The 13,267-nt window shown below is 66.7% G+C and carries 13 protein-coding genes; 10 read left to right on the top strand and 3 right to left on the bottom strand.

Going from position 1 to position 13,267, the window contains the following annotated elements; all coding sequences use genetic code 11:
* The first annotated feature begins 53 nt into the window (after positions 1 to 53).
* Entirely contained in the window at positions 54 to 572 is a 519-nt protein-coding gene (locus ACIP90_RS16055) for a YbaK/EbsC family protein (RefSeq protein ID WP_400580535.1), read from the top strand.
* A gap of 101 nt (positions 573 to 673) precedes the next feature.
* Positions 674 to 1,513 carry a PhzF family phenazine biosynthesis protein gene (locus ACIP90_RS16050; protein ID WP_400580533.1) on the top strand — a complete coding sequence of 280 codons (840 nt, stop codon included), beginning with the start codon at positions 674 to 676 and terminating at the stop codon, positions 1,511 to 1,513.
* 12 nt (positions 1,514 to 1,525) lie between these two features.
* Here the strand turns inward: ACIP90_RS16050 and ACIP90_RS16045 are convergent, their stop codons facing one another.
* On the bottom strand, positions 1,526 to 2,446 hold the full coding sequence (locus ACIP90_RS16045; protein ID WP_400580531.1) for a 2-hydroxyacid dehydrogenase: 921 nt from the start codon (positions 2,444 to 2,446) through the stop codon (positions 1,526 to 1,528).
* A 217-nt stretch (positions 2,447 to 2,663) separates the two neighbouring features.
* On the opposite strand from ACIP90_RS16045, the gene ACIP90_RS16040 reads away from it, so the two are divergent.
* The gene (locus ACIP90_RS16040; protein ID WP_400580529.1) at positions 2,664 to 3,104 is read left to right on the top strand and encodes a VOC family protein; all 441 of its coding nucleotides are present in this window, start codon (positions 2,664 to 2,666) and stop codon (positions 3,102 to 3,104) included.
* 17 nt (positions 3,105 to 3,121) lie between these two features.
* Here the strand turns inward: ACIP90_RS16040 and ACIP90_RS16035 are convergent, their stop codons facing one another.
* Entirely contained in the window at positions 3,122 to 4,591 is a 1,470-nt protein-coding gene (locus ACIP90_RS16035) for a cation:dicarboxylate symporter family transporter (protein WP_400580528.1), read from the bottom strand.
* A gap of 425 nt (positions 4,592 to 5,016) precedes the next feature.
* Between ACIP90_RS16035 and ACIP90_RS16030 the strand changes: the two genes are divergently transcribed.
* From ACIP90_RS16030 to ACIP90_RS16015, 4 genes are all read left to right on the top strand, one after another.
* The gene (locus tag ACIP90_RS16030) at positions 5,017 to 5,271 is read left to right on the top strand and encodes a hypothetical protein (protein WP_400580526.1); all 255 of its coding nucleotides are present in this window, start codon (positions 5,017 to 5,019) and stop codon (positions 5,269 to 5,271) included.
* Between the two features lie 173 nt (positions 5,272 to 5,444).
* On the top strand, positions 5,445 to 6,047 hold the full coding sequence (locus ACIP90_RS16025) for a dTMP kinase (RefSeq protein WP_400580524.1): 603 nt from the start codon (positions 5,445 to 5,447) through the stop codon (positions 6,045 to 6,047).
* Between the two features lie 297 nt (positions 6,048 to 6,344).
* The gene (locus ACIP90_RS16020; protein ID WP_400580522.1) at positions 6,345 to 7,295 is read left to right on the top strand and encodes an SRPBCC family protein; all 951 of its coding nucleotides are present in this window, start codon (positions 6,345 to 6,347) and stop codon (positions 7,293 to 7,295) included.
* 137 nt (positions 7,296 to 7,432) lie between these two features.
* Positions 7,433 to 8,710, top strand: coding sequence for a phosphotransferase family protein (locus ACIP90_RS16015; protein WP_400580520.1), 1,278 nt, complete (start codon positions 7,433 to 7,435; stop codon positions 8,708 to 8,710).
* Positions 8,711 to 8,783: 73 nt separating this feature from the next.
* Here the strand turns inward: ACIP90_RS16015 and ACIP90_RS16010 are convergent, their stop codons facing one another.
* Positions 8,784 to 8,990, bottom strand: a complete 207-nt coding sequence (locus tag ACIP90_RS16010; RefSeq protein WP_400580519.1) for a hypothetical protein — start codon at positions 8,988 to 8,990, stop codon at positions 8,784 to 8,786.
* A 502-nt stretch (positions 8,991 to 9,492) separates the two neighbouring features.
* Here ACIP90_RS16010 and ACIP90_RS16005 point away from each other — a divergent pair.
* From ACIP90_RS16005 to gcl, 3 genes are all read left to right on the top strand, one after another.
* Positions 9,493 to 10,293, top strand: a complete 801-nt coding sequence (locus ACIP90_RS16005) for a hydroxypyruvate isomerase family protein (protein ID WP_400580517.1) — start codon at positions 9,493 to 9,495, stop codon at positions 10,291 to 10,293.
* A 167-nt stretch (positions 10,294 to 10,460) separates the two neighbouring features.
* Entirely contained in the window at positions 10,461 to 11,339 is an 879-nt protein-coding gene (locus ACIP90_RS16000) for a 2-hydroxy-3-oxopropionate reductase (RefSeq protein WP_400580515.1), read from the top strand.
* 125 nt (positions 11,340 to 11,464) lie between these two features.
* Positions 11,465 to 13,255: a glyoxylate carboligase gene (gcl, locus tag ACIP90_RS15995; protein WP_400580514.1), complete on the top strand. Its 1,791-nt coding sequence runs from the start codon at positions 11,465 to 11,467 to the stop codon at positions 13,253 to 13,255.
* The last annotated feature ends 12 nt before the right edge of the window (positions 13,256 to 13,267 follow it).

Raw genomic sequence — 13,267 nt, 5'->3', positions numbered from 1 at the left:
TCCCGCAACGCGTAGGCGCCCGTTGTACTTTGGAACGGACGAGAGGAACCCCCGTGACCGACACGATCCTGATGGCCGAGGTGGCCGACGCCCTGGAACGCCACGGTGTCCGCCACGAAGTACTCGAGTGCTCCCCGGAGCTCGCTGACACCGCGGCGTTCTGCGAGCACTACGGCTTCACCCTCGAGGAGGCGGCCAACACCATCGTCGTGACGTCAAAGAAGGTGGATCCGCCCTTGTACGCGGTGTGCGTGGTGCTCGGCACCACCCGCCTCGACGTGAACCGCGCCGTGCGCGGGCTGCTGGGCGTCAAGCGGGCCTCCTTCGCCGACGCCGAGACCACCACCGCCGTGACCGGGATGCTCATCGGCGGAGTGACGGTTCCCGGCATCGAGGGGCTGCCTGTCTATGTAGACCGCGCGGTGCTGGACGCGGAGCGGGTTGTCATGGGCGGCGGCAACAGGTCCAGCAAGATCGTCCTTGCACCGGCCGAACTCCTCAAGCTGCCCGGCGTCGAGGTAGTGGACGGCCTGGCCACACCGCGTGATCCCGCGGACCTGCTGCAGGACTGAACCCGGGTCCACTTTCCGAAATTGGCTCTGGCGCGACTGCGTGTCCGTTCCCTAGCGTGGGTCAGGACGCCAACGAACTTGGGACGAAAGAGCAGGCCGCCATGGTGAACAACTACAACTTTTCGCAGGTAGACGTCTTTGCCCCGGGGCCCAAACCGGGCAACCCGGTGGCCGTCGTGCATGACGCCGATGCCCTGACCACCGAGCAGATGCAGACCTTCGCGAACTGGACCAACCTCTCCGAAACCACGTTCCTGCTCAAGCCGTCCAATCCGGACGCTGATTACAGGCTGCGGATTTTCACGCCAAAGGCCGAGCTGCCCTTCGCCGGGCACCCCACGCTCGGCTCGGCCCATGCCTGGCTGGAGCGCGGCGGTGAGCCCCGCACCGAAGGGATACTGATCCAGGAGTGCGGCGTCGGGCCTGTGGCGATCAGGCGTGAAGGGCACGAGCTCGCCTTTGCGGCGCCACCCCTGCGTAGATCAGGACCGGTGGGGCCGGCCGTGCTGAAGCAGGCACTCTCCGGCCTCGGGATCGGCGAGGACGACGTGCTGGCCAGCAATTGGGTAGACAACGGGCCGGGCTGGCTCGGCCTCCGGCTGGCTTCCGCCGAAGCCGTACTGGACCTCAAGCCTGACTTCGCCGCCATGGGTGAACTGCTGGTCGGCGTCATCGGTGCGTTCGGCCCGGGAGGCCCGGCGGACTTCGAGGTGCGTGGATTCGCCCCGGGCCTCGACGTCCCGGAAGACCCGGTAACCGGCAGCCTCAACGCCGGCCTGGCGCTGTGGCTCCTGGCCGACGGAGTGGTCAACGGAAGTTACACAGCCAGGCAAGGCACAGTCCTGGGACGCGGTGGCCTCATCAGCATCACCAGCGACGGCTCCGACGTCTGGGTTGGCGGTGCCAGCCGCACCGTGATCAGCGGCAGCGTTTCACTCTGAGCCGGCTCCGGATCAGCCGCCCAGCACCACGTTGGCCGGCGGTTGTCCTGCCAGCATGAGGTCGATCTGCCGCTGCAGCAGCCGTCCCATCCGGGGAGGCATCGCGGCGCTGGCGCCGCCCACGTGCGGGGTGATGATGACGCCGGGCGTCGACCACAGCGGGTGGTCCCGGGGCAGCGGCTCCGGGTCGGTGACGTCCAGGGCCGCGCGGATCCGTCCGGCGGAGGTGTGGCGGACGATGGCGTCGGTGTCCGCCACCGGCCCGCGGGCCACGTTGACGAGCAGCGCGCCGTCGGGCATGGCCGCAAGGAACGCATCGTCAATAAGGTGCCGCGTGGCGTCGCTCAGCGGGACCCCCACCACCACGATGTCGTGCTCCGGCAGCAGCGCCGGCAGTTCGTCGATGCCGTGCACCTCTCCCCGTTCATCCGTCCGCGCCTGGCTGGCCACCCTGGTGACGCTGGTTTCGAACGGAATGAGCCGCTGCTCGATCGCCTTGCCCACGCCCCCGTAGCCCAAAATCAGGACCCTGCTGTCGGCCAGGCTGGCGGTTGGCCTGGTCTCCCAGAAGCCCTCCTGCTGGTTGCGCAGGAGCCGCGGGAACTCACGCTGGCTCGCCAGCACCATGGCCAGGACCAACTCCGCAGTGGAGGTCTCGTGGACGCCGGCCGCATTCGCGAAGACCCGCCCGGCGGGCAGTGAATCCGCCACGCCGTCGTACCCGATCGACTGGCTCTGCACCAGGGCCGTTTCCACGTCCTCAAGCCTGCGAAGCACCTGTGCCCCGCCCTTGTAGGGCGGGACCACGATGTCGATGCGCTGCTGCGGCGGCTCGCTCGCGAAGTCCCACTCCAGCACCGTGACGTCCGCATGCGGCTTCAGGTACTCACGCAGTGCCGCGTCCGGCACGCTCACAGTAATCTTCCGGGTCATGGGTCTCCAACAGCTCCGTCGGATCAGGGGCAGGCGCGTCCATGGCGGTGTCCATGGAAGGGTGGCTGCCGGGTGGATATTCTCCCTGCCAGCCTAGTGGAGCGGCCAGGCCAGGGGGGTAGGCTGATGACCGCCACGCCATTCGGAATGGGCGGCTGCCACGGCCGCCCCTACCGAGACGTCGATGGAGGCGTCGCCAGAATTGGAGACTGCACCCATGTCACATGTGCGACGCTTTGACCACGTCGGCATCACCGTTGCGGACCTCGACAAGGCAATGGCGTTCTTCGTCAGTCTGGGTCTCGAGGTCGAGGGCCGGATGTTCATGGAGGGCGAGTTCGTGGACACGGTGATCGGCATCCCCGACTCCCGCAGCGAGATCGTCATGCTGCGGGCGCCCGACGGAGGCGCCGGCGTGGAGCTGTCAAGCTTCATCCACCCCGACCACCAGCCCGGGTCTTCCGCCCCGATGTCCACCGAACTGGGGCTGCGGAACGTGGCGTTCGAGGTGGACGACCTTCAGGCAGCCGTCGAACGGCTGGCCGCCGACGGCTACGGCCTGATTGGCGGCGTCGGTCAATACGAGGACGTGTGGCGCATGGCGTACGTTCGCGGACCCGAAGGAATCATTGTGGCCCTGGCCGAGCGAATCGGTTAACGCCCGATCCAGAAGAGCTAGCGGAGGCCTGCCGGCTGCACGCCATCCGCCGCAGCGTGCGCATCAGGAGCATCAGCAGCCGCCGGGCCGCCGTCGTCAGCAGCACTGGGAAGTCCGACGGCGGCGGGAGACTCCGGCGGGCCGCCCGCCGTCGTGCTTTCCCCGCTGAAAGCGGCCAGCATGGCCTCCCGGTCGAACTGGCCCTCCCACTTCGCGACCACGAAGGTGGCGACGCAGTTGCCCAGCAGGTTCACCACGACGCGCATGGAATCCATGACGCGGTCAGCGCCCAGCAGGAGGGCCACGCCGGCCACCGGGAAGATGCCCAGCGCCCCAGCCGTCGCCGAGAGCGCCAGGAATGCGGAGCCCGGCACCCCGGCCATGCCCTTGGAAGTCAGCATCAGGATGCCCAGGGCAGCCAGCTGCTGGCCGAGGTCAAGGCTGTGGCCGAAGGCCTGGGCAAGGAAGAGCAGGGAGATCGAGAGGTAGAGCGCAGCGCCGTCCAGGTTGAACGAATACCCGGTGGGCACGACGAGCCCGGTTGTGGCACGGGAACAGCCGGCGTTCGTCAGTTTGGCCATGATGCGCGGCAGCACGGATTCGGTGGAGGCAGTTCCGAGTGCCAGCAGAAATTCCTCCCGTGAGTACCGGACGAACTGCCACAGCGGAACGCGCGGATAAACCCAGGCGACGAAGAACAGGAGGGCGATGAAAACGAGCGCCGCGCCGTAGCAGGCCGCGATCAGCACCGCGTAAGTGCCCAGCGAATCCAAGCCGTACTGCCCGATGATGAAGGCCATGGCACCGAACGCGCCGATGGGGGCCACGCGCATCACCCAGCCCATGATCTTGAAGAAGAGCTCCAGCACAGTCTCCAGCAGGGTCACCACCGGCAGGCACCGTTCGCGGCCCACCACCACGATGGCGGCCCCGAAGAACACCGAAAAGCACAGCACCTGAAGCAGGCTGTTGGACGCGAAGGCACCCACCATGCTGGTGGGGATGACACCCAGCAGGAACTGCCCTGCATCCTTGGGCGGGGCCGTGCCCGTCTTGGCATCCAGCGCGTCCTGCGAGAGCGTCGCCGGATCGATGTTCAGGCCCGCCCCCGGCTGGATCACGTTGCCGACGACAAGCCCGAAGACCAGGGCAAACAGGGTTGCGCCCGTAAAGTACAGCAGGGCTTTTACGCCCACCCGGCCCACTGCCTTGACGTCCCCCACGGCCGAAATGCCCGTGACGATGACCAGGAAGATCAGCGGCGCAATGATCATCTTGATCAGCTGGATGAAACCGTCCCCCAAGGGCCGCAGGCTGGAGCCGAGGTCCGGCCAGAAGTGCCCTATCAAGATGCCCAGGAGCACCGCCACGAGGATCTGGAAGAACAGCTGCTTGTAGAAAGGCTTTCGGGCATGACTCCCGGCCGTCGTGTTCGGGTCGGTGGGCGTTTTGGCCGGCGGAGAAGCGGGTAAGGAGGAGGGATTCATCGTGGATGCCTGTCGGTCAGGGGCGGCACGTGTCGCCATTGTCGGTCACCGGCAACGCTAGAGAGCGGATGTTTCCGGAAGGCTAAATCCACAGCGCGGAATTGTTTAACCGCGGAATGGAACCGACCAAAGTCCCTGTCCGTGAGTTTGCCCACCTTATTTTGATTCAGTCAAAATAAGCAGGTAGCGTTAAAGCAGGCCGCCGAAGCCCTTTGAGTGCCGCTCACGGCAGTTTCTGTACAGGAATGCACCGCACGGAACACCGCGGTACCGGAGATTCACATTGCGGCAGGCGGTCTCCCTGCCACATTGCCGCACAACCAGGCACCGCCTGGATGCGCTGCTTAAGCGCACCCCTACCGTCGAGCGATGCGGCACTGAACCGGAACGGCCCCACCCATCCCGCGACCCATCAGGAGAACACCATGACTTTGCAGACTGAGCGATTCGCGCACAAGAAGGCCGGGACCACCACGCGTCCGGCACACCACACTGCGCCCCGGGGCGGCAGCTATGTGACCCTGCCCGCCGCCCGGAACGAAATTCCCCGCACCGAGGGAACGTACGTAACGACGCCCGGCGGCCACGCCGGAAACGGCGAGAAGGTACAGGGCCGATACGTCACGCTACACACCCCGCACCTGGACGAAACCGAAGGCAGCTATACCCGCCGCGGCTAGCCCAATGGAGCTGGAGGCAGGACCACGGAGGACGACGGCGGCGCCGGAAGCGCCGCCGTCGTCCTCTTCTTTTTTGGACAGCACGGCATAGGCTCGAGTGATGCCCCCTCACGCCGGGACGATCAAAGGGCGCCCGTCGTTGGGACTGATAACGAAAACGGAAGGAGGACTACTTGCTGATTGTGCTGACGGGAATCGACGGCTCGGGAAAGACGACGGCCGCCCGCGCCTTGGCATCCGCCGCGCTGGCTGAAGGCAGGGAAGCCCTGCTTCTTAGCAACTACGCCGGACGGCGCAGGATGTCGCTGCTCTCCGCCCGGCTGGGGATCCGACTTCCGCCCCGGCTGGCCGACGCCGTTGAATCCATCATCCGCTCGGCCAACGTGCTGGTCTCCCACGCCCGGGCCAGCCGGTTCCAAGGACTGGTGGTGATGGACCGGCACCTTCACTGTCAGCTGGCACTCCGTGAGGCCAAGGGGCTGCCGCGGGGACGCGCCCTCCCATGGCTCCTTCAAAAACTTCCGGCCCCCGACCTTGTCATCCACCTCGACATCGACCCGCAGCAGGCCCATGACAGAATCGTGGCGCGCGGCACGGACGAGGAATCCCTCGCCGACCTGACGGCACTCCGCGACGCCTACCGCGCACTTCCGGAATTCACCGGCTTCACAGTTGTCGATGCCGGCGCGCCGGAGCACCAAGTCCTTGCGGACCTGAGGCGCGCCCTCGCCCAAGCGGAAAAAGCCCGCACCAGCGCTGCAAGACTCAAGGTTTAATCAAGAACTCACCAAGACCACCGAATCGGCAATCTCCGGCGGTACATTGATTTCAAGCTCTCCGATTTCCCCCCAGAACGGAGAGCCCAGGGAGCCCCCGCGCTCGAGCCAACAGACTCGCGCTGGGGCCCCCGCTCAACTTCCCCACCCCCTGCACCCCGGCAGCCTCCGTTCCGGGCGCCCGCCGGAACCGCCCCGACTCTGGCCATCCCACGGCTCAACCCGATATGGTAAGCATGCTGACGAATTAGGTTTTGTTCGTCATGGCCTGTTCCAAAAGTCGACGAAGGAGACACTGTGAGCACGAGGGTAGAAAAACGAATTCTGGTCAACGTACCGGTAAGCACGGCCTACAACCAGTGGACGCAGTTCGAGGATTTTCCGCATTTCATGGGCGGGGTGAAGAGCGTGACGCAGCTCAGTGACGACCGCCTTGAATGGGTCGCCGAGATCGCCGGCGTCAAACGGAAATGGGAAGCCAAAATCCTGGAACAGATCCCTGATCGCAAAGTTGCCTGGGCAGCCACCGAGGGCGCCACGAACGCCGGATCGGTCGAATTCGAAGACGTCGGCGGCGGACAGACCTCCGTGCGGCTCTTCATCGACTACGAGCCCGAGGGGCTGGTGGAGAAGGTCGGTGACAAGCTGAACGTGGTGGAACGCCAGGCCGAGTCCGACCTCCAGAAGTTCAAGGAATTTATCGAGGACGAACGGTATGCCAGCGGCGCCTGGCGCGGCTCCGTGAACGAGGGCGCTTCCGTGGGGACACCCGGCGTCGAGCAGGCCGCGGAGTCACGCGGAGACAGCGGCAAGGCCGGCGTATCCGGCAAGCTTGCCGCCGGAGTCGGGGTAGCCGCCGCAGCAGCGGCCGGAGCCGTCGCCGCAACCCGCAGCGGTGAGTCCGATACCGACACCACAGTGCCGGTGGCCGGAGACACCGCCACGCCAGCGGTGGCACCGGCATACACGAGCACGGCTGACACCACCGGGGCTGACACCACCGGGACAGCGGCCATTCCCGGGGCAACCGCGGGAACCGGGGCAGCCGGGGCGGCCGCCGGCGGGTCGGCCCTGTCAGACGACGCCATCGCTCATCCCTTTGACCAGACCAATGGCCTCATTGACGACGAGGGCGATTCGGACGAAACCGCGACCAGTGACACGCTGAGCGCGGCCGACCGCGACGAAGCCGCCGATCGCGGCCCCGGCACAGTTCCGCCCGCAGGCGGGACACTGGGACAGCACTAGCAGCCCAGCCGAACTGAAGGGACGACGGCGGGATCTCCCGCCGTCGTCCCTTGCTTTTCCGTCGCGCGGGATCCTTAATGGTTGTCACTCAGCGGTCTCCGTTGAATGCATTGGTACGCCCGGAAGGCCCAGACCCCATGACAGCAGCGGAGTCCAGACACTGGCACCCTGACCGGTCCCTTGCCCTCCGCGACACCGCGCTCCCCTGTCTGCCCTACCTGCTGGACAACCACCGCCTGTCCGAACTGCTCGGCGAATCCGTGCACGTCACGAGGGTCCGCTACAGCCCGCGGACGTCGCTGCTGGTGGCCTTCCGCCGCACCCGGAACGGAAGCTTCAACTACGGCTGGGCCCTGACACGGGCCGCCAAAGGGAACGGCAAGCTCCGCAGGCGTGAAGAAGCATCCAGAACACTCGGCGGGGATGTCCGCATCCTTCATCCCGACCCGCGGCTGCAGGACGCCATGGTGGCCGTGGGCGGCGTCGAGGACGACTGGGGGCTGCAGGAAAATCTTGCCTGGCTGCGCGAGCATGGACCGGAGCGGCTCGGCCTCCGCCGTCCCTCAGGGACCAGCCTCCTCGCGGGCTCCAGTTCCGTGCTGCGCTACAAGCCCGGACGCTGCCTGGTGCTGCTGCTTCCCAATGCCGGGGCGCCCCTCGTGGTCAAGGCTTCCGCGAAGCCGCTCGAAACCGGGCACCGGCAATTCCACGAAAGCCTGCATCTGAACGGAGTGCCGGTCCTGCCCGAGCTGGGCAACTCTGAATGCGCGAAGCATGGAATCAGCGCCTGCGCAGCCTGGGGCGGGGGCGATCTGGCGGGACTTGACGAGGGCGACGGAGCCCGGCGCGCGGGTGAAGCCCTGGCACGGGTCCACGCCATGCCCCCGCCGGCGGATCCCGGCAGCGGCGGTCCTTCCCGGCCATCCGCTCTTTCCGACCGGCTTGCCGAAATCCGCTCCATGGTGGCCTCGCTGGTCCCCGCACTGGAGGACCCCGCACGGCGCCTGGAGGCCGCGCTCCGGATGCTGCCCGCGTCGCCGGGATCCAGGGAGCCGGTCCTGGTGCACGGCGATTTCTCCCCCGAGCAGGTACTCGTCCACGGGCCCGAGGTCCGCATCCTCGACTTCGGCCGGGCGCACACCGGCGCACCCGAAGCCGACCTGGGATCGTTTGCAGCAGCAGAAGAAGCCCGCGAGCCGCTCGCCGGAGGGCCGTCCGCAGGCGGCCCAACCACCGCCGGACTGGCTGAGGGTTACGCCGGGGCCGGTGGCCGGTTCAACCAGAGGGACGTGAACGCGTGGGCGGCAGTTCGGCTGTTTACGCGCTGTTTGGAGCCCTTCAACGACCGGGCATCCGACTGGGCCGCGGACATGGCCTGGCACCTGCGCAGGGCACAGGAGCTGGTTGGTTCGTGAACGGAACAGCGGCCACCCAGGCGCCGCGCTGCGCCTGAATGACCGCTGTTTCGGTGGCTTGGTGTAGTGGCTGTCAGAGCACTGGGTCGGGTGATCCGGTGTGCTTCTTGTGGGTTTGCATCAGGTGCAGCTGCAGTTTCGCCTCTGCTTCCCGCCGGCGCCGAGCCTGTTCGCGCAACTTCCGCGTGGCCTCGGAGCCTTCGGGACGGAATCTTCCGGCCGTTCGATTTCGGGGATCGCCACCGCCGGAGGGTGCCGCCGCCATCATCTCTTCGCTCATGCCCGTATCCTCACACGCGCGTGACGCGGCGAGAAGGGCCGTGACTGTAATGTGACCGGATCTGGCGCCCGCGCTGAATAGCCCGCCATGAATAAGGGCCGGCGGCGCTTTTGGGAAGGCACCCCGGCTCCCGGGGTTCTGCCGTCGGCCCCACCTTTATTTTACGAGCCAGGCGCAGTCACAGACAGGGCGTTTCCCGCATTTCCTTGGACTTCGCCGCGAGTGCAGGCACCGGGCTCAGCAAATCTGCACCAGATTTGGGCCGCCGCCTGGCCGGCGCGCCCCTGAGTACCGCGGGCGTGAGAGCGGGTTTGCCGCGAAAGTGGTGCAGATGTGCCCGCCCAACTGCCAAGCAGGCCTCCCGCACAGCCCCGCCCCTTGACTCCGGCACGCTCCTTTCCCTACACTTTTCATAAAGCAGAATCTAAATTCCACAAAGCGGAAACAGTAAAGTGAAGCGCAAGGGAAGATAGATCAAAGCCCCTCCTCGGAAGGACCTACGATGACGTACACAGTGAACTGCTCCATCCTCCTGACGGAGCTGCCCTTGCTCGAGCGCCCCGCCGCCGCGAAGGCAGCCGGTTTTGACGCCGTCGAGTTCTGGTGGCCCTTCGACACCTCCGTCCCCACTGACGCCCAGGTCACCGAGTTCGAGAACGCCATCAAAGACGCCGGCGTTCAGCTGACGGGCCTGAACTTCAACGCCGGCAACATGCCCGGCGGCGACCGCGGCCTGGTCTCCTGGCCTGCACGCTCCACCGAGTTCCAGGACAACATCGACGTCGTCGCCGGCATCGGCGAGCGCCTCGGCTGCAAGGCCTTCAACGCCCTCTACGGCAACCGCGTCGACGGCGAATCCGCCGAGAAGCAGGACGCCGTCGGCGCCGAGAACCTGGCCGCCGCGGCCAAGGGCGTCGCGCACATCGGCGGCACCGTCCTCCTCGAGCCGGTCAGCGGCGCACCCCGTTACCCACTCCTCACGGCCGAAGACGCGCTCAAGGTGATCGCCCGCGTCAAGGCGGAATCCGGTGTGGACAACATCAAGCTCCTCGCCGACTTCTACCACCTGGCGGTCAACGGGGACGACGTCGAATCCGTCATCGAGAACCACGCCAAGAGCTTCGGCCACATCCAGATCGCCGACAACCCCGGCCGCGGGGCTCCCGGAACCGGCGAGCTTCCCCTCGGCGAGTGGATCGCCCGCAGCCGCGCACTCGGCTACCAGGGCTACATCGGACTCGAATACAAGGAACCGCAGGAGACCGCTTTCGCCTGGGCAATCCGCGAGCACGCCTCCCGGTAATCCCCACCCGCTCCCCAGCCTCGCAAGCTCGGCCGGGGCCCCCTGCGGGCGTGGGCCCAACCACTCGCTCCCCAGCCTCGCAAGCTCGGCCGGGGCCCCCTGCGGGCGTGGGCCCAACCACCCGCACACCTGCGCGAATATACACAGACTTCAGTAAAGGAAACACAATGAGCAACGTTGCAATCATCGGACTCGGAATCATGGGCCTGCCCATGGCCATCAACCTCGTCAAAGCCGGCCACACGGTCATCGGCTTCAACCGAAGCCAGGACAAGATCGACAAGCTCGTCTCCGAGGGCGGCAAGGGCGCCACGAGCATCGCGGACGCCGTCAAGGATGCCGACGTCGTCATCACCATGGTGCCGGACTCCCCCGACGTCGAAGGCGTAGTCAGCGGACCCGAGGGCGTCTTCGCCAGCGCGAAGAAGGGTGCGCTGTGGATCGACGCCTCCAGCATCCGCCCCGACGTGGCCAAACGCCTGGCCGAAGAAGCAGTCGAGGCGGGCATCCGCCCGCTCGACGCCCCGGTTTCCGGCGGCGAGCAGGGCGCCATCGACGCCGTCCTGTCCATCATGGTCGGCGGTGACGCGGCCGACTTCGAGGCTGCGCAGGACGTCCTGAACGCCGTCGGCAAGACCATCGTCCACGTCGGCCCCTCCGGCTCCGGCCAGACCGTCAAGGCAGCCAACCAGCTGATCGTGGCGGTCAACATCGAGGTCCTCGGCGAGGCCATCGCTTTCCTTGAGGCCTACGGCGTGGACACCGACGCAGCCCTCAAGGTCCTCGGCGGCGGCCTGGCCGGCTCCAAGGTCCTGGACCAGAAGGGCCAGAAGATGCTGGACCGCAACTTCGACCCCGGCTTCCGCCTCGCCCTGCATCACAAGGACCTCGGCATCGTCACCTCCGCCGCCCGCGAAGCCAACGTCTCCATCCCGCTCGGCGCCGTCGTCGCCCAGCTCGTCGCCGCCACCGTCAACCAGGGCGACGGCGGCCTCGACCACTCGGGACTCTTCAAGCAGGTCCTCCAGCTCTCTGGTCGAAAGTAAACCAGGCCGCAAGTAAGGCACCTCCGGCAATAGCCGGCTAACAAGCAAAACCGGAGTACCGCCGTCGTACATAACGATGGCGGCTCCCTCAGCACACCCAAAAACAGACTTTCAAGGAGCACACCATGACGAAGATGCGCACAGTTGACGCAGCCGTCGCCATCCTGGAAAAGGAGGGCGCCACGGAGGCGTTCGGCCTGCCTGGCGCGGCAATCAACCCCTTCTACTCCGCCATGCGGGCCCACGGCGGCATCCGCCATACGCTGGCCCGCCACGTTGAAGGCGCCAGCCACATGGCGGACGGCTACAGCCGCGCCGCGGACGGCAACATCGGCATCTGCGTCGGCACGTCCGGCCCGGCCGGCACCGACATGATCACCGGCCTGTACGCCGCGTGGGCCGATTCCATCCCGATGCTCTGCATCACCGGCCAGGCCCCCGTGGCCAAGCTGCACAAGGAAGACTTCCAGGCCGTGGACATCGAGTCCATCGCCAAGCCCGTCACCAAGATGGCCATGACCATCCTGGAGCCCGGCCAGGTTCCCGGCGCCTTTCAAAAGGCGTTCCAGCTGATGCGCTCGGGCCGCCCCGGCCCCGTGCTGCTGGACCTGCCCATTGACGTGCAGATGGCCGAGATCGAATTCGACATCGACACCTACGAACCGCTGCCCGTCGAGAAGCCCAAGGCCAGCCGCAAGCAGCTGGAAAAGGCCCTGGACATGCTGACCTCGGCCACGCACCCGCTGATCGTGGCCGGCGGCGGCATCATCAACGCCGGTGCGTCTGCGCAGCTGGTGGAGCTGGCCGAACTGCTGAACGTTCCGGTCATCCCCACCCTGATGGGCTGGGGCGCCATCGCGGACGACCACCCGCTGATGGCCGGCATGGTGGGCCTGCAGACCTCGCACCGCTACGGCAACGAGAACTACCTGCAGAGCGACTTCGTGATCGGCATCGGAAACCGCTGGGCCAACCGCCACACCGGCGGCCTGGACACCTACACCGCGGGCCGCAAGTTCGTGCACATCGACATCGAGCCCACCCAGATCGGCCGCGTATTCTCCCCGGACTTCGGCATCGCCTCCGACGCCGGCGCGGCGCTGGACGGGCTGCTGGAACTGGCCCGCGAACGCCGCACCGCGAACACCCTGCCGGACTACTCCGCCTGGGTTGCCGAGTGCGCCGGACGCAAGGCCACCCTGCACCGCAAGACCCACTTCGACAACATCCCCATCAAGCCCCAGCGCGTGTACGAGGAGATGAACAAGTCCTTCGGCAGGGACACCACCTACGTGTCCACCATCGGACTGTCCCAGATCGCCGGCGCCCAGATGCTGCACGTCTTCGGCCCACGCAAGTGGATCAACGCCGGCCAGGCCGGTCCCCTGGGCTGGACCGCTCCGGCAGCGCTGGGCGTGGTGCGCGGCAAGCCGGACGAGACCGTGGTTGCCCTGTCCGGCGACTACGACTTCCAGTTCATGATCGAGGAGCTGGCCGTGGGCGCGCAGTTCAACCTGCCGTACATCCACGTGGTGGTGAACAACTCCTACCTGGGCCTGATCCGCCAGTCGCAGCGCGGGTTCAAGATGGAACAGAACGTGTCCCTGGCGTTCGAGAACATCAACAGCCCGGACCTGTCCGAGGACACCAGGGGCTACGGCGTGGACCACGTCAAGGTGGCCGAAGGCCTGGGCTGCAAGGCCATCCGGGTGGAGAACCCCAACGACATGGGCGCTGCCTTCGACAAGGCCAAGGCCCTGGCGGGCGAGTTCCAGGTTCCGGTGGTGGTTGAAGTGATCCTGGAGAAGGTCACCAACATCTCCATGGGCACCGAAATCAACGCCGTCAACGAATTCGAGGAGCTGGCCGAGACCAGCGACGACGCCCCCACCGCAATCCTCGCCCTGCAGCCCTAAGCCGCAGCGCCC

Source organism: Arthrobacter sp. NPDC093139 (assembly GCF_044754165.1).
Lineage (GTDB): Bacteria > Actinomycetota > Actinomycetes > Actinomycetales > Micrococcaceae > Arthrobacter.
Note: the sequence above shows the minus strand (reverse complement) of the source record. Positions and strands in the feature narration are given on the sequence as shown.